We start from the raw sequence: 15,937 nt of genomic DNA on the forward strand, positions 1-15,937 counted from the left end.
CCGACGGTGCGGCTATGAACCGATGGTCGGCGTCGATTGCGCCGGATCGGTCAGTGCCCCGTATAGCGCTTTCAAGGTGCGGATCGTGGCCTCGACATCGGCTCGGGGCAGGTCGCCGAACCCTTGTTGCTCGGACTGCGCGATCAATGCCTTCGCGTCGGTGAGCAGTTGCTTGCCGACGTCTGTGAGGGTGAGCGTGTGCTGCCTGCGAGACTGCGCCGAGACCTCGACCTGGATCCAGCCTCGTTGCCTTGCGATATCGATCTGTCTGCTGACCGCGCTCTTTGCAATGCCGAGGCGTTCGGCGATGAGTTGTTGAGACGGCACCTCAGGGCCGACGTCGAACAGCCGCAACAGCGTGAACTGCCGCAGGCTGATGCCGAGCTCGCGACGGAACATCGCATCGCCGCGCTTGTCGACCAAAACGACGACCTGATGAACGTAGTAGCCGAACTCGCTGTATAGATCCGTCGGACGCGACATACGAGCATCATACCCATCGAGTTCACATCAGAACTGTTCACATGAGAACAATCTCGGCTACGCTGTCCGAGGACACCCCCTCGGAAGGACAAAAGAATGATTCACGAAGTAACACGCGGCCGAGCACGCAACGGTGAGGCCTCACTCGCCTACGAGATGTTCGGACCGAGCACCGGAGAGCCACTCCTGCTGATCATGGGGGTGGGGGCGCAAATGTTGCTCTGGCACGAGGACTTCTGTCTGGAATTGGTGCGACGTGGATTCCAGGTCGTGCGGATGGACAATCGTGACGTCGGACTCTCGACGCACCTCACCCACCACGGTGAGCCGAGGCTGTTCGACCTGATCACACGCCCGAAGGCCGCGGCCCGATATTCGCTCAGCGACATGGCCGACGATGCGATTGCGGTACTCGACGATCTCGGCTGGTCCTCGGCCAACGTGGTCGGCGGCTCGCTCGGCGGCATGATCGCGCAAACGATGGCGATCGAGCATCCACAGCGGCTGCGTTCGCTGACCTCGATCATGTCGTCACCATCGGCGCGCATCGGGCGCGCCACCATCAGGACGAGCATGAAAGTTGCTGCGTTGCTGAAGCATCCGGTGAACACCGCGGAGGCAGCCGGACAACAACTCGTCGACACATACAAGATCATCGGCACACCGGCCGATAACTATCCACTCGACGACAAGTGGCTCGAAGAGATCGGCGCGTTGAGCTTCCAGAGGGCTCACGACCCCGCGGGCAAGCTCCGGCAGCAGGCAGCCATGCTTGCGGCCCCGGATCGAAGCAAGGCGCTGGCCGCACTCCGACTGCCGACACTGGTCATGCATGGCACCGTCGATCCGATGATTCGACCCGCCGGCGCACAAGCGACCGCCAAGGCCGTCCCCGGGGCGAAACTCGTCATGATGCCAGGCGTCGGGCACGGTGCGTTTCCCCGAGAGGTCTGGCCGATCATGATCGACAATATCTGCGCGATCGCCGTGTAATCGGTCGCGACATGGTGCGCCGGGTCGGCGAACCTCGGTTCAGTAGGTGTCGGTTCAGTAGGTCTCGGGTCTGTAGATGTCGGGATCAGTTGGTGTCGGGTTCAGTAGGTGTCGTTGAGGTAGTCGGCGGCGTGGGTTGTCCAGAGGACGTCGGTGCCGGGCATGTTATGGCCCGAGTACAGGACGTGCTGGCCGTCCGGCCACGGGGTCAGATATCCGATCACCCCGTTCACGGCCGTGGCATACCGGCCGAGGTTGGCGATCGGGTCGTTCATCAGGAAGCTCAGCAGTTCGGCGAAGATCAGCGGCGCCACGTTGCCGATGCGGGCTCCTTCGACGAAGGAGAACGGCGATATCCCGACATCGATCACCCGCAGCGGCGAGTCCTGGGGCGACGAGGTGATGATGTCGCCGGGATTGGCATATTCACGCACGTCGAGGGCCGGCCAGGCGCCGCGCTCGCCGTGCAGTCCGTAGGTCGTTGCGGGGCACAGATTTCCGACCGACTGACCGCGCTTGCGTAGTGGGTTCGCGATATTCACCGCGAAGGCGATCTCGAGGGGGGAGCCGTCGGCGTTGGTGTACTTGCCCGAACGCACTCCTTCCAGAATCTTGCTCGCGCAGATGCCGCCGAGCGAATAACTCAGCAGCCCACAGACATTCGGCGAGTCCTGGATGGCCCGCACGCCCGCCGCGACGCCGCGACGGATCGAGGTCTTCAGTGACGGGCCCCAGAGATCCGGCGTCGGTCCGATCGAGGCGGGCCAATCCGGTTCGAAGCAGGTGAAGCGGTCGGTGTCGAGCAGCTTGGTGACGTCATGGAGCATCCCCGTCGGCGTCCCGTTGGCATTCCGCGGCTCGCCCGTGCCGCGGAGGGTGACGATATCGATCATCATGCTCTCCCTTGTGCACCGCACTTCGGTGCGATAACTCCAAGGATGACCCACTGTTCCCCCGCGCACACGAGTAACGAACTACCTTATTTCCCGCAGGTCACGCGCCGTATTCGAGGCTGCCGAGCAGGGTGCGAGCGATGCGGTCGAGTTCACGGCGGTCCGTGGCCGACAGCACCGACAGGATGCGGGTTTCGTTCTCGGTGTGTGCGGTGACCACGGTGTCGATGAGCTCGCGGCCCGAATCGGTGAGTGTGACGCGGACAGCCCGACGATCCTCGGCGTCGGCGATGCGCCGGACGAACCCTGCCGACTCGAGGCGATCGAGCCGTCCGGTCATACCGGCGCGTGACAGCATCAGCGTGTCGGCGAGCACCGACGGGTTCAGTTCGAAGGGCTCCCCCGAACGGCGCAGTGCGGCAAGCACATCGAACTCACCCCGCTGCAGTCCGTGCGCGGTGAAGACCGCTTCGATCGCTCGTTGCGCAACCACGAGCAGCCGCCCGAGGCGACCGATTACGGCCATCGCGTCGAGCTCGAGATCCGGTCGTTCCCGGCGCCACTGCTCGACGAGCGCGTCGACGGGATCTTGCTTCATATCGGCCATGGACAAGATTCTATTCGTTGCGATATAGTTCGGTAGCGAATTATCAATGACCGAATCAGTTGGAGGACATCATGAACGACACCACCACCCGCAGCTTCGCCATCCGCCAGCCGCAGGACGCCGAGGTTCTGCGGACGGATTCGGTCACCATGCGACTGCTCATCGACTCGAGCGAAGCGGGCGGCGCGGTAAGCCACCTGGAGGTCAGCATGGAGCGGGGCGCCGACGGGGCGACCCCGCACTACCACACCAAGTCCGACGAGCTCTTCTATGTCGCCGACGGCGAGCTGCAGGTGCTGGCAGGCGACGAGATCGTCACCGTCGGCGCCGGCGGATCGATCGTCGTGCCCAAGCTCATGCCGCACGCTTTCGGCGCCACCCCGGACAGCTCGGCACGAATTCTGATCGCCCTGATGCCCGCCGTCGAACGCTTCGGATACTTCCGACTGCTCGATCGGCTCGTCAAAGGCGAGGCGACCTTCGAGGAACTCGCCGCGTCTCAGGAAGAATTCGACAACCATTTCATCGATGCACCGGCCTGGTGGGCCGAGCGCAACGCCAACCGGCGGTGATTTCGGCACTCACCAAATGTGGACCACGACCGACAGGGCGATACCCGGATCACGCGAATGTGGCGAAGACATCAGCGCGCACGGGAACAACCCACACCGAACGCTGGGTTCTTCCGCACATGACATTTTCCGTTCCTGTCGTAGTGCGCGGCTATGAGCTCGATACACAAGGCCATCTGAATCAGGCTGTGTATCTGCAATACGCCGAGCACGCCCGCTGGGAACTGCTGCGCGCCGCCGGAGTGGGCCAGGACAAGCTCCTGGCCACCGGCGTGGGGCCAGTGGTGCTGGAGACCACCATCAAGTACCGACGCGAGCTGCGCGGCGGCGACGAGGTGAGCATCACCTGCGAATTCGATTGGCAGCAGGGCAAAACCTTCCGCATCCGCCAGGAGATCCGCAAGCTCGACGGAACGGTCGCCGCCGAGGTTTCGGTGATCGGTGGCGTCCTCGACCTCACCGCGCGCAAGCTCATCGAGGCTCCGGGTGAACGTTTCCGCACCCTCGCCGAACGACCGGATCTGCTCGGCCTCTGAACAAGGTCACCGCCCAGCACCGCCCGATGGGTCGGCCGGAAACTTGCACGTTCGCCTGCACAGCCGCCAACACTCGGCAATACCACTAGGCATACCTAGGTATTCCGATAGCCTGCAGATTGCTGAACAACGTTCTCCGGCACACCGAAAATCTTTCGGCTCAAGCGCATCCCACGCCGTATCAGGTTTGCCAGCCGCCGTGAAATCTTTCGATCCGAACCGATCGACGGCCTCTGCACGTTATGCTTCAGATCACGCTCGGGGGCCCTGGCAAATCGCGAGCAGATCGGAGAACTCACTATGACCGACGCCATCCACCTTCCCGGTCCCGCGCCGACGGGAGATCGCGTTCCCGCGTTGCAGGGCCTACTGGTGGCCGAGTCGGAACGCGCTATCACCGTCCGGGTCAACGAGGGCACCTGGACGTTCCGCAGGGACGACGTACTGCGGGTGCTCCCCGATCAGCACGCCACGAGTTCCGACGGTCGCCCGGTACTGGTTGACATTCGTCCCGGCGCCACCGCCGACTTCACCCGCCGCCTGCGCGTCGACCTCGTCGAACGCCCGATGACCATCGCGGCCGAGCCGTCACTTGCACTGGGAGATGAACTGCTGCAACAACTCACGGCGTCGTGGGCCGACTCGCTCGAGCTCGTCGACTGCCCGGGCGCCGGCAGCGCGACCTTCACCTATTGCCAGACCAAATCGTTCGAAAGTAGCGACGACGGCATCAACTGCGACAGTCTCGACTGAACGGGACCCCGCATGGCGGCAAGCCGTACAGGTTCGGTCCTGATCGTCACCGAATCCGATGATCTGCACGGCACCGCCATGGCGGCGACGTTGCGAGAACACCACGGGCTCAGCCCGATTCAACTCGACCTCCGCGACTTTCCGCGCGAATCCGGAAGTTTCCGGCTCGACCGGTTCGGCACTGCGCGATCACTGTCGCATCTGATCGGGATCGACGACGTGCGTTCGGTGTGGTGGCGACGACCACACCCGACGCGGGTTCCGGTCGGCGTGCGCGCATCCGACGATGCCTACCGCCAAGCCGAGTGCGACGGGTTCATCCAAGGGCTGCTGTGGTCGATCCCGGCAAATTGGGTCAACGACCCCGGTGCCGACCGCACTGCCACCCGCAAGATCGTGCAGCTGCAGACCGCACAGCGAGCGGGATTCGTCATCCCGGAGACCCTTATCACCAACGATCCGGACGAGGCGCGCAGTTTTGTCGAATCCCGTTCCGGCGCTGTCGTTTACAAGCGCACCGGAACCGGGCGCGCAGAATTCGCCGAGACCAGGATCATCACCCGGGGCGACTTCGGCAAGCTCGCAGGCATCCGCTCCGCGCCCACTACATTCCAGGATTACGTCCAAGCCGAGTGCGATCTGCGGGTCGTGTGGGTCGACGGTGTCGAATGGACGGTCCGGATCGACTCACAGGCCGGTGTCGGCCGGGTGGACTCGCGGTTGGACACCACCGTGGACTTCACCCGCGCCAATCTGCCCGCATCCGTCAGTAAGTCATTGGCCACCCTGATGGGCGCGCTCGGCCTGAGCTTCGGCGTCCTGGACCTGCGCCTCGGTGTCGACGGCGAGTACTACTTCCTCGAGGTCAACCCGCAGGGCCAGTTCGCCTACCTGGAGATCAAGACGGGGCTGCCGATCTTCCGTAGCCTCGGCAATCTCCTGGTGGATGGTGACGGCGCAGTGCCGGGGTACTGAGCACAGAGCGGTTCGAAACCGCTACGAGCTCTTCCGGCGGTTCGCGCCACCGCGGCTGCGGAGTTGCACATGCGACTCCACCAGCACGTTGTGGATGAAACCGTACGAACGTCCGGTAGACCGGGCCAGCGAACGAATGCTTGCGCCCGCCTCGTATTGCTTCTTCAACTGGGTTTGTAGCCGATCGCGTGACCTACCGGTGACGCGTGTGCCCCTACCCAATGGGGTCTTGACTTGTGTGGGCCTGTCGCTCATGGCTTCCTCCGAGTCGCCGAGCCGCGTGTATCCAGGCTAAGCACTCAGCGGGCCGTGATCAACAGATCCTTGTGATGAAAATCACGCGAGCTGAATCAGTTCCAGATAATCCTGGGACCAGTGGTCCTCGGTGCCGTCCGGAAGCAAGATCACACGCTCCGGATTCAGCGCCTCGGCCGCGCCGGGGTCGTGCGTGACGAGCACAACGGCACCCGCGTAGCTACGCAATGCGTCCAGCACCTGCTCACGCGAGACGGGATCGAGGTTGTTGGTCGGCTCGTCGAGCAGCAGTACATTCGCCGCGGAAGACACCAGCCCGGCCAGCGCGAGGCGGGTCTTCTCACCACCTGACAGCGTTCCCGCGGGCTGATCCAGCTGCGGGCCGGTGAACATGAATGCGCCCAACAGGCTGCGCAGCTCCTGCTCCCCCGCGTCCGGCGACGCGTGCCGGATGTTCTCCCACACCGATGCGTTGTCGTCGAGCGTGTCGTGTTCCTGGGCGAAGTAGCCGATCTTCAGACCACGGCCTTCTTCGAGTCCACCCGAATCCGGGGTCTCCACACCCGCGAGCAGCCGCAGCAGCGTGGTTTTGCCCGCACCGTTGAGTCCGAGCACCACGACCCGACTGCCCTTGTCGATCGCGAACTCCACACCGGTGAAGATCTCCAGCGAGCCGTACACCTTGGTCAGGTTCTTGACCATCAGCGGCGTCTTGCCACACGGCGCGGGCTCGGGGAACTTGATCCGCGCCACCTTGTCGGCGACCCGGATGTCATCGAGCTCCGCCATCAGCCGATCGGCACGCTTGGCCATATTCTGCGCCGCAGTGGCCTTGGTGGCCTTGGCGCCGAGTTTGGCGGCCTGCACGCGCAGCGCGCTCGCCTTCTTCTCGGCATTCGCACGTTCTCTGCGTCTGCGCTGTTCGTCGGTGGCGCGGGCGTCGAGATACTTCTTCCAGCCCATGTTGTAGATGTCGGCCTCGCCGCGCACCGCGTCCAGGAACCACACCTTGTTGACCACGTCACCGAGCAGTTCGACATCGTGGCTGATCACGATCAGTCCGCCGTCGTGGTTCTGCAGGAAGCCACGCAACCAGGTGATGGAGTCGGCGTCGAGGTGGTTGGTCGGCTCGTCGAGCAGCAGGATCGTGTCGGAGCGACCGCCGCTGCCGTCGGAGGCGGCAAACAGGATGCGCGCCAACTCGATTCGGCGGCGCTGGCCACCCGACAGGGTGCGCAGCGGCTGGCCGAGCACGCGGTCGGGCAGGCCGAGGCTGTTGCAGATCCGCGCGGCCTCGCTCTCGGCGACATAACCGCCGAGCGACGAGAAACGCTCCTCCAGCCGTCCGTATTTGCGCACAGCTTTGTCGCGTTCGGCATCGTCGACCACCTCGGCCATCAGCGCCTGCTGTTTTTCCATGTCGCGCAGCAATGCGTCGAGTCCGCGCGCGGAAAGGACGCGATCGCGGGCGAGCACGTCCAGGTTGCCCTCGCGCGGGTCCTGCGGCAGGTAGCCGATATCGGTGGATCGCAAGATTTTCCCGGCGTAGGGTTCGCCCTCACCTGCCAGAATGCGCAGTGTGGTGGTCTTGCCCGCGCCATTGCGCCCGACCAGTCCGATCCGGTCGCCGGCCTGCACCCGCAGTGCCGGCCCCGGGGCCGACAGCAGGGTGCGGACTCCGGCCCGGACCTCCAGGTCCGTCGCGGTGATCACAGGCTTCTCCTCACGGATACGTGGTGCTGGTCGTTGGCTGCTCGATTGTGCGACGAGATCAGCGCAAGAACCACCGATTTTACCTGCCCCCGGAGACCGCTCTTACACCCAGCGAGCCCGGTGTGACCGCGGTAACGTTCCGGGACCTTCCGACGCCGGCCGACCCCGTCGGCTCACCCCCTACTTCCATCTGGCGCGGATGTCGAAATAGTCGGCGGCCCGGGGCGGATGTCGTGGAAGCGCGTAGGCCGTTTCGATGTGTGCCAACCACCGGAACCGCGATCAGCTGCTATGCGTGGCCACCGCGCCTGCCGTCGACGGCAGGAATTGTGTATTTCCTTGCTGCCCTGAAGAATTGGGAACCTGTTCCCATAGATGAGGACGTGGCCACCGGCGGAACGATCACAATCGCTAATGGAACAGCGGCGTCAAAGGAGCGAGTCGATGAAGCCTGAGGCTTGGGGAGGCCGTGGTGACTAGCAGCGAGTTGCCACAGCTGATCACGGACCCCGACGCCGCTACCGACGACGAGCCGACTACAGACCAGCCCGCTGCGCCGGGACAGCCCCCGCCGGAACGACAGTCGGACGTCGTAGCGAAAACGGCTCTGGCACTGGCAAATCTGGGTCGGAATCTGTCCGGGGCCACGGCACCGCCGAATCCGTCCGGGGCCACAGCACCACCGAGTTCCGCCCCACCGTGGCACGGGTTGCCGTCACTGCGCCCCACCCCCGCCGTCGGCACCGGCGCGGCACCGGCGACGCCTGCCGCCAGTACGACCGCGCCTGCGGAGCCCGCGCAACCTTCGATTACGCAGACACCCCCACCGGCCATCACACCCGCCGCCGCGGCACCGGCATCGATGGGGCTCGATCCCGAGATGCTCGCGCAGCTCGCGCCGACCGCGGGCTCGGCGGCGCTGTCCGCACTGCCGATGCTGGCCTCGGCGCTGGCAGGGCTGTCCAACAACGACTCCGGATCCCCCGTCGCTGCGGCTCCTGCAGTCGACGCCACCGGTGCCGGCCTGACCCCCGAGGCTCAACAAGCGCTCGCAGCGTTGGAGAAATTGGCAGTCCTGTACGGCGAGGAAGACGGTGACACCGCCTCGAACACCGGCAGCCTGGCGACCCGACCCGGCGCGGTCAACGGCTCAGGCGCCACCGCAACGGCCCTCCGAGCGCGGTCCATGTTCCAGAAGAATGCAGCGACGGCGTTCAATACCCTCGACAATGGACTCGCGCAACACCTGGTAGGCCTGGCCGGATCCAACAAAGTCGACAAAAAAGCCATTCTTCGGATCATTCGTGAGGTCAATGTGGAATTGGCCGAGCTCGGTCCGAACGCCTACACCAAGGCCGGGCAGCGGAAAGTGCACCAAATACTCACCGCCGCACTGCAAAAAGCCCAGACGATCGTCGGCAGCGGTCAAGCGAACGCCTCCGAAACCGCCACGGCGGTCAACCAGCTCACCAACCAGTACCTCAATGGCATAGCCGGAAGGCAAACAGCGATCAGCGGCACCGGGCAGCCGGGCGACGGACGTGCCAGGCTACCGCTGGACCCCGGCAATTACCGCGTCAGTTCCGGCTACGGCCCCCGCAACGGCGACCACCACGGCGGTATCGACCTTGCGGCCGCCGCGGGCACCCCTATCTACGCCGCTACCGGTGGCACCGTGATTCAAGCAGGCAACAGTGGCAGCGGCTACGGCTATCACGTGCGGATTCGGTCTGCGGACGGCACCGAGACCATCTACGCCCACCAAACCGCAGGCAGCATCCGGGTGCGAGTGGGCGATCAGATCCCCGCGGGAACAGTGATCGGCGCAGTCGGATCGACCGGCAATTCCACCGGCAACCACCTGCACTACGAGGTTCGCCGGAACGGCCAGTCGGTGGATCCTCGCGGTTACCTGGCCGCCAACGGGCTACAAGTATGAGTGCGGTGTTGCACCGACCCCGGAACGCAGCGACGGTGGCACCGCGCATCCACGATCGTCGTGCGCCGAGAACAGCGAATCTCGACCAGGCTCGGCGGCAGGACGGTCACGTTCTGCTCGCGGCCGACCGGCGACCGGCTCAGGCCGGGCCGGCCTCCCACGCGAACCCGTCCGGGTCGGTGAAGGGCCCGGTATTGCCGCCGATGACGATCCGGTGCGACCCGGTGCCCTCCGGGGGGATGCCGGCATCCTTGGCGGCGGCACGGCGCCCGTAGAGCGCCAGCTTGACCGAAGCCGGCGGGGTGTCGAACTCGACGTACTTGCTGCCGAAGCTCTTTGCCACGGCCAGGCCGCGGTCGAGGTAGAACTGCTTGGTCGCCTTGACGTCGTCGACCCCGAGGAGCACCACGAAATCGTCGACCTCCCGGGTGGCCGGGCCGGTGTTCTTCTTCGATGACGTCGCGACCTTCCAGATCGCCCCGTCCGGGGCCTGGACGACGCCGCCATAGCCCCAGAAGCTCTTCTTGGCCTGCTTCAGCGTGGTCGCGCCTGCGTCGAGCGCGGTGCCGATGAGGCTGTCGACAGTGCTCGGCTGAGACACCACGAGCGACAGGATGAAGCCACGAAAGCCGGTCGTCGGCGTCTCCGAGGCGCGGACGCGTACTTTGTCGCCGAGACCGAACGCGGCGGCGTAGAAGGCCGTGGCGGCCGCGGGGTCGGGCACCTCCAAGGTGACGGACTCGATAGAGGTCTGGTGCGTAGTGATGTCCATGGCAGCCACGCTAATTGCTGCTCGGTAGCCTGTGCTTCTCGATTCCTGATCGGTTTCGCCATGCACGGCAACATCCCTCTCCGCGCCGGCCGCGTGGAGCCGGATAAGCGCTAGCCGGTACCTCGACCAGTTCGCATAGCCGAAAACGCGGTCGTTCCCCGGGTGCCCTGGCCGGCTATCGGATCCCGACCACTACGCGGTCGTCGCCGTACTGCCACACGATTCCGGCTTCGGCGAAGCCCGCCTCGTACGCGAAGGCGATGTAGTCGTGGACGGTGGGCCGGTCGTGAACCGTGTGGGCGAATCCCCCGTCGCGCACGCGGACCAGGTCGGCAAGTTCGGGAGCGCGATCGACCGCTGCCCACCACGCCTCCCAGTCCTCCAGACCGGCGGTTCCTACTCGTTGGGCACGGCGGGCGGTCATGGCTTTGCCCAGTGCGTCCAGTCGCGGGCCGGTCGCCCCCTCGTAGAGATGGTCCCCGTCGATGAACAGACCGCCGGGTGCGAGCGTCCCCGCGCAGGCCCGGATCAGCGCGCGGAGCGGTTCGCGGTTCATCCAATGCAGAGCGGTGGTGCTCACGAAAGCATCTGGCGCTCGATGCAATTGGAGTCTGTCGAGCCAATCGCGCTCGCGCAGATCGGCGTTCACCGTGCGGAATCGCGGTGACCCCAGGGTCATCTCGGCCAACGTCAGCAGGAGTGGATCCGCGTCCACGCCGACGATGGCTGCGGCGGGCATGCGCGTGAGCAGCCGGTCCGACAGCGTTCCCGGCCCGACGCCGAGGTCGACGATCAACGGGTCCGTCCGGTCGACGAGTTCGGTCAGAACATCACCGATAGCCTCGAACCGCTGTTCGCGATCGGGCATGTAGTGCTCCTGCTGGCGATCCCACCGGCCGATCCAGTACCACGCTCGCGAAATATCAAGCTTGCTGATCGTCACACGAATCCTCCTCGAATGTAAGGTATTTCGCGCATCCTGCGATAACCGCCGCCCAGCCCTCCCCGGTCGACGTGGTCCGAGGCCCCAGCATAAAGTGCGCCGAGCTCAATAACCGACCATTTAGTCCAGTTCGAAGCGAAAGGCTTCCCCGACCGCTTACAGACCCGCACATCTGTCGATCGCGCCGCGAGCGCGTACATTTCGCCCAGCATCGGCACGCCGCTGTCGCGCTACAACCCAGTCATGTGTTGCAATCCCACGACCCGCTTGGCCCCGACTGGCGATGTCGACCCGCCGGTTCGGCTATCGCGCGGGCTGTTTGCAGGCTGGACACAGTCCGTGCAGAGTCAGTCCGGCGTTAGCAGCGAGTTCGAACCGGCTGCCGCGACTGGCGTGATCCAGCGCGGTTGCCAGTCGTTCGGCGGGGACTTCGATCACCGCCGCGCACCGTGTACAGACGGCGTGGTGGTGGGGTCGTACGGTCAGCCCGTAGCTCGCGGCCCTTTCCCCGACAGTGAGCACGTGCAGGGCGCCGATCTCGACCATCCGCGCAAGCGTGCGATACACCGTGGTCAGGTCGACGAGTTCCCGTCGCTCGGTGAGTCGTGCGACGATCTCCTGCGCATTGAGGTGCCCTCCGGAGGGATCGCTGGTCAGTACCGACATCACCGCCAAACGCGGTGCGGTGCACCGTAACCCGTGACTGCGCAGGATAGATCGTGCGTGCTCGATCGCTGGGTTGCTGGACGTATCCGCGGTGGGCATCGGCCCGGTGTCATGGTCGATGTCGGTATCGCCCACGAGTGGCGAGGCAGTTGTCGCCGAATGGTCGACCTCGTTCATGGTGCACCTCGTTCGCCACGAAACTACATTCCTCTCATAACGCTACTGTCTGCGTAGGAATGCAGATGATCGGGTAATGCGGTTGCCTGATGATCAAGCCTGTTGGTCGTCGAGGTGTTGCAGGATGCTCACCGACTCGACGCACATTCAGATCCTGTGGGCTCTGGTCGATGCCGAACTATCGGTGAACGATCTCGCCGACCATGTCGGTGAGCCAAGCACCGTTGGTGTATCGACGTACTGGACGCGGTTTACAACGCCCAACATGCCGGACTGGGCATTCCCGGACATCAGCCCGGGGTGCTGGTATGCATGCATTGCCGTAGAACCCACTCGAAACAGAAAAGGAACCGGGATATGACCGACGAACACTCCCACGTCGAGCCCCATGCCCACGCACACAGTCACGGCACACTGACCCATACCCACGCCCACAGCGCACATGAGCATGGCCACCTCGAACACGAGCACACCCATACCCATGACGGAGTCGAGCATTCGCATCGCCATGTGCATCAAAGCGATATGCCCGACGATCACTCACACACCCACAACTGAGCGGAGGGGGCGGTCAACCGGCGGGCTGCTGGACCGGCAATCGGGTGTGCGCGTGGATGAGATTGGCTTCGAGCAGTAGTTCCCGGTCGGCGAGGGCGGCGGCTGGTGTGGTCTCAGCAAGGATCGTGTGGTCCTCGCCGAAAACGATGCATCGATCGGCGAGTCGATCCAAGCTGTCGAGGTCATGGGTGGCGAGCACGATTGTTTTGCCCGCTTCGGCGAGGTCCTCGATCAGCTCGGTCAGCCACTCGCTGGTGCGTGGATCCAGCGCGGCGGTCGGCTCGTCGAACAACAACACTTCCGGGTTCATGACCAGGACGGTGCCGATCGCGACACGTTTCTTCTGTCCTCCCGAGAGTTGGAACGGCGCTCGGTCCGCGGTATCGGCGATACCGAGCAGGGCAAGGACGTCCTCGACCCGGGCCGCGGCTGCACCGCGGTCCAGACCGAGCTGCAGTGGACCGAAGGCGAGCTCGTCGCGCACCGTCGGTGAGAAGACCTGCGCGTCGCTGTTCTGGAAAACGAAGCCCATCCGCGACCGGAAGCCCCTGTTCATCTGCTCGTCTTCCAAGGCGTCCTCGGTGACAGGTGCGCCGAAGGCGGTGTAGGTCCCGCTCGGGAAATATCAAGCCGTCCAATATCTTCAGCAGCGTGGACTTGCCGCAGCCGTTCGCTCCGATCAGCGCGACCTTCTCCCCCGCCGCGACCTTCAGTGATACACCGGAGAGAGCGTCGAACTTTCCGAGATAGCGATATCGCAGGTCTGTGCACTCCAGGACGGGCTCGCCGCCCGAGGGCAGCTGACAGGACTGGGATTCCTCACCGGGTGATGACATGCTCACCCACCAACAGTGCCGCGCCGGACACCGCGACAGCGAGGGCGTAGAGCAGGTCGATCCGCGAGGGCCGCGGTTGGGCAAGGACTTTGGCATCACCGCGATAGCCACGCGCGACCATCGCCTGGTGTACCTCTTCCGACATCGCCATCGACTTGCCGATCATCGCGCCAGCGGTGGCGAAGACGAATCGACGCGCACGTTTGTCGTGCTTCTCGGCGCCGACCGCGCGCGCTTTGCGTGCCTGGTACATATCGGTGACCGTGGCGAGCAGTAGGAACAAGTAGCGATAGGCCATCCCGATGATCAGGATGAACATGCGCGGGACACCGAGAGTTCGCAGTGACGCGAGCAATCGTGTCCATGGCGTGGTCAGCGTCAGCAGCACGACCGAACTGATCGAGGACGCCACGCGAGCCACGACCAGCAGCGCCGACATCAGACCTTGCCGGGTGATCCCTTCTGCCCGGCCGTGCCAATGCCAGAGAGTAACGATCACCTCGCCGTCGGTGACCACACTCAGCGTCGCGGGGATCAGGACGATCCCGGTAAAGATCGGGACGAACAGCCACACCCGCTTGACGAAGAATCCGACCGGCACCGCACTACACGCGGCCAGAACCAGCGTCGCGGCGTACAACACCATCAGCGCTGCGATGGTGTGCAGGAACGCCCCGACCAGCAGCAACCCGAACAGTGTGACGATCTTGACTCGGGCATCGATGCGTTGCAGTAAACCGTGCCGGGCGGAGGTGTCGTCGCTGAACATCACCTGCCGCAATAGATCCGCACCGCCGGTGAGCGTCTTCTCGATGTAGGACCCCTTGCGGCGCTTGCCGATACACCCGCACGGGCACAACGTGACATCGCGAGTGAGCAACCAGGCCGGGGCGGATGCCGGACGCGGATCGGTGGGCGCGGTCGTGGTCATGAGCCGGTGTCGGCCGAGCTGCGCGCGGGTTCGGTCCGACTGTCGATCGAACTCCGTAAGCCCACAGCGCGCAGACCGAAAGCGATGAGGTAGACTGCCGCTCCGACGACGACGATCCCGACCACGGCCGACACCAGGTAGCCGATATTGGAGTGGGAACCATTCGAGAATCCGTAGTCGCCGAGCACTGTGTGGTTCCAGAACCCGGCGTACTTCGCGAGCCCCGTCGGCACCGTGTCGAGCCCGAGATCGCCGAGATCCAGGTCCTCTGGCGAATCTTCGCCGAAGGCGCCTCCCGGCGCCAGCAGACCCAGTGGCGTCAGCAGCACCAGCACCGCCATCACCGACAGTGCTACCGCGAACGGACGCAGTTTCGGTTTCGGCGCCACGTTGTCTGCCGCATCGACGGGCACTCCCGGATTGTTGACTTGCAGGAGCGGGATATTGGCCTGCTGTAGATACGCGACGACGCCACCGGCCAGCGCGGCCTCGGCGAACCCCGCGATCAGCAGATGGGCAAGCAGCATCGCAGGCAACGTTTGCGAGAGATGGTAGGGCGAATACAGCGGCGTGCCCGAGGCATCGTGGAACAGATCGGGCTGTATGCCGAGTTCGATGCCGACACAGATCGCGGCGGCGTTGAGGCCGACGTAGCCGCCGATCGCGGCAGCGGCGACCCGACGCCACGAGGTCAGAACGCTCCCCCTGGCGAGCAACCGATAGATCCCGTAGGCGACGAACGGCAATACGACGCCCATGTTGAACACGTTGACGCCGAAGGCAAGGACGCCGCCGTCGCCGAACAACAGCGCTTGAAAGGCCAGCGCGACGGTCACGGCTATCAGCGCGGCCCACGGCCCCAATAGCACCGCGATCAACGCGCCGCCGACCGCGTGCGCGGTGGTGCCGTCCGGGATCGGAATGTTGAACATCATCACCAGAAACGACACCGCAGACAGCATCGCCAGCGTGGGGACCTGCCTGGTCTTGACGACGTTCTTGACTCGCTGCGCCGCCACCGCGGCGATCGGAACGGCCACCACATAACCCACCGCGCAGGTCGCCGGCGATAGATACCCGTCAGGAATGTGCATCGAAACTCCTCGAGGAGATCTATCTGCAAGTAACTGGCATCAACGGTAAACCTCGGACACAGCACAGACCAGCACATCGCACGAATCGTCGCCGAGCGGAGATACCCGACATAACCAGACCTACCACCGACATCTACGCCCTCGACGGCGAACCTCGGCTCCTGCTCCCGGACTATCGTTGTTGGACAGTAGAATTCGAGCAGCCATCCGACCGCCGAGTTCCATCGCCGGTTGAATCGAC

The 15,937-nt window shown here is 64.5% G+C and carries 19 protein-coding genes and 1 pseudogene; 8 read left to right on the forward strand and 12 right to left on the reverse strand.

Features of this window, described 5'->3' with window-relative positions:
• Positions 1 to 12: 12 nt before the first annotated feature.
• A complete protein-coding gene (locus OHA42_RS28925; protein WP_406230949.1) occupies positions 13 to 483 on the reverse strand; it encodes a MarR family winged helix-turn-helix transcriptional regulator in 471 nt (156 codons plus the stop codon).
• 96 nt (positions 484 to 579) lie between these two features.
• Here OHA42_RS28925 and OHA42_RS28930 point away from each other — a divergent pair, with 96 nt between their 5' ends.
• Complete coding sequence (locus tag OHA42_RS28930; RefSeq protein WP_406230950.1) at positions 580 to 1,476, forward strand: alpha/beta fold hydrolase; 897 nt, start codon at positions 580 to 582, stop codon at positions 1,474 to 1,476.
• A 101-nt stretch (positions 1,477 to 1,577) separates the two neighbouring features.
• Here OHA42_RS28930 and OHA42_RS28935 read toward each other — a convergent pair whose 3' ends face one another.
• Both OHA42_RS28935 and OHA42_RS28940 read right to left on the reverse strand, forming a co-directional pair.
• Complete coding sequence (locus tag OHA42_RS28935; protein WP_406230951.1) at positions 1,578 to 2,372, reverse strand: hypothetical protein; 795 nt, start codon at positions 2,370 to 2,372, stop codon at positions 1,578 to 1,580.
• Positions 2,373 to 2,469: 97 nt separating this feature from the next.
• A complete protein-coding gene (locus OHA42_RS28940) occupies positions 2,470 to 2,976 on the reverse strand; it encodes a MarR family winged helix-turn-helix transcriptional regulator (protein WP_406230952.1) in 507 nt (168 codons plus the stop codon).
• Between the two features lie 71 nt (positions 2,977 to 3,047).
• Between OHA42_RS28940 and OHA42_RS28945 the strand changes: the two genes are divergently transcribed.
• From OHA42_RS28945 to OHA42_RS28960, 4 genes are all read left to right on the forward strand, one after another.
• Positions 3,048 to 3,548, forward strand: coding sequence for a cupin domain-containing protein (locus tag OHA42_RS28945; RefSeq protein WP_406230953.1), 501 nt, complete (start codon positions 3,048 to 3,050; stop codon positions 3,546 to 3,548).
• Positions 3,549 to 3,667: 119 nt separating this feature from the next.
• Positions 3,668 to 4,084, forward strand: a complete 417-nt coding sequence (locus OHA42_RS28950) for an acyl-CoA thioesterase (RefSeq protein WP_406230954.1) — start codon at positions 3,668 to 3,670, stop codon at positions 4,082 to 4,084.
• Between the two features lie 300 nt (positions 4,085 to 4,384).
• Positions 4,385 to 4,837: a hypothetical protein gene (locus OHA42_RS28955; protein WP_328402746.1), complete on the forward strand. Its 453-nt coding sequence runs from the start codon at positions 4,385 to 4,387 to the stop codon at positions 4,835 to 4,837.
• A gap of 12 nt (positions 4,838 to 4,849) precedes the next feature.
• Entirely contained in the window at positions 4,850 to 5,812 is a 963-nt protein-coding gene (locus OHA42_RS28960) for a hypothetical protein (protein ID WP_406230955.1), read from the forward strand.
• 21 nt (positions 5,813 to 5,833) lie between these two features.
• Here the strand turns inward: OHA42_RS28960 and OHA42_RS28965 are convergent, their stop codons facing one another.
• Complete coding sequence (locus OHA42_RS28965) at positions 5,834 to 6,067, reverse strand: helix-turn-helix domain-containing protein (RefSeq protein WP_328402750.1); 234 nt, start codon at positions 6,065 to 6,067, stop codon at positions 5,834 to 5,836.
• Between the two features lie 81 nt (positions 6,068 to 6,148).
• Positions 6,149 to 7,780: an ABC-F family ATP-binding cassette domain-containing protein gene (locus tag OHA42_RS28970; RefSeq protein WP_406230956.1), complete on the reverse strand. Its 1,632-nt coding sequence runs from the start codon at positions 7,778 to 7,780 to the stop codon at positions 6,149 to 6,151.
• Positions 7,781 to 8,252: 472 nt separating this feature from the next.
• On the opposite strand from OHA42_RS28970, the gene OHA42_RS28975 reads away from it, so the two are divergent.
• On the forward strand, positions 8,253 to 9,719 hold the full coding sequence (locus OHA42_RS28975; RefSeq protein ID WP_406230957.1) for a peptidoglycan DD-metalloendopeptidase family protein: 1,467 nt from the start codon (positions 8,253 to 8,255) through the stop codon (positions 9,717 to 9,719).
• Between the two features lie 139 nt (positions 9,720 to 9,858).
• Here OHA42_RS28975 and OHA42_RS28980 read toward each other — a convergent pair whose 3' ends face one another.
• The 3 genes from OHA42_RS28980 to OHA42_RS28990 all read right to left on the reverse strand — a co-directional run bounded on the left by OHA42_RS28980 (position 9,859) and on the right by OHA42_RS28990 (position 12,277).
• The gene (locus OHA42_RS28980; protein ID WP_406230958.1) at positions 9,859 to 10,491 is read right to left on the reverse strand and encodes a glyoxalase; all 633 of its coding nucleotides are present in this window, start codon (positions 10,489 to 10,491) and stop codon (positions 9,859 to 9,861) included.
• 175 nt (positions 10,492 to 10,666) lie between these two features.
• Positions 10,667 to 11,434: a class I SAM-dependent methyltransferase gene (locus tag OHA42_RS28985; RefSeq protein WP_406230959.1), complete on the reverse strand. Its 768-nt coding sequence runs from the start codon at positions 11,432 to 11,434 to the stop codon at positions 10,667 to 10,669.
• 303 nt (positions 11,435 to 11,737) lie between these two features.
• Entirely contained in the window at positions 11,738 to 12,277 is a 540-nt protein-coding gene (locus OHA42_RS28990) for a Fur family transcriptional regulator (RefSeq protein ID WP_406230960.1), read from the reverse strand.
• 124 nt (positions 12,278 to 12,401) lie between these two features.
• On the opposite strand from OHA42_RS28990, the gene OHA42_RS28995 reads away from it, so the two are divergent.
• Positions 12,402 to 12,638, forward strand: coding sequence for a hypothetical protein (locus tag OHA42_RS28995; protein WP_406230961.1), 237 nt, complete (start codon positions 12,402 to 12,404; stop codon positions 12,636 to 12,638).
• The gene (locus OHA42_RS29000) at positions 12,635 to 12,835 is read left to right on the forward strand and encodes a zinc transporter Slc39a7 (RefSeq protein WP_406230962.1); all 201 of its coding nucleotides are present in this window, start codon (positions 12,635 to 12,637) and stop codon (positions 12,833 to 12,835) included. The genes OHA42_RS28995 and OHA42_RS29000 overlap by 4 nt, the downstream gene beginning before the upstream one ends.
• A 13-nt stretch (positions 12,836 to 12,848) precedes the next feature.
• On the opposite strand, the gene OHA42_RS29005 is transcribed toward OHA42_RS29000, so the two are convergent.
• The 4 genes and pseudogenes from OHA42_RS29005 to cbiM all read right to left on the reverse strand — a co-directional run bounded on the left by OHA42_RS29005 (position 12,849) and on the right by cbiM (position 15,696).
• Positions 12,849 to 13,406: an energy-coupling factor ABC transporter ATP-binding protein gene (locus OHA42_RS29005; RefSeq protein WP_406230963.1), complete on the reverse strand. Its 558-nt coding sequence runs from the start codon at positions 13,404 to 13,406 to the stop codon at positions 12,849 to 12,851.
• 94 nt (positions 13,407 to 13,500) lie between these two features.
• A pseudogene (locus tag OHA42_RS29010) lies at positions 13,501 to 13,767 on the reverse strand (hypothetical protein); the annotation flags it as partial.
• Positions 13,655 to 14,602, reverse strand: coding sequence for a cobalt ECF transporter T component CbiQ (gene cbiQ, locus OHA42_RS29015; RefSeq protein WP_406230964.1), 948 nt, complete (start codon positions 14,600 to 14,602; stop codon positions 13,655 to 13,657). The gene cbiQ and the pseudogene OHA42_RS29010, both read right to left, overlap by 113 nt.
• Positions 14,599 to 15,696, reverse strand: a complete 1,098-nt coding sequence (gene cbiM / locus OHA42_RS29020) for a cobalt transporter CbiM (RefSeq protein ID WP_406230965.1) — start codon at positions 15,694 to 15,696, stop codon at positions 14,599 to 14,601. The genes cbiQ and cbiM overlap by 4 nt, the downstream gene beginning before the upstream one ends.
• Positions 15,697 to 15,937 lie beyond the last annotated feature (241 nt).

Origin of the sequence: Nocardia sp. NBC_01009 (genome assembly GCF_045208035.1) — a bacterium.
GTDB lineage: Bacteria > Actinomycetota > Actinomycetes > Mycobacteriales > Mycobacteriaceae > Nocardia.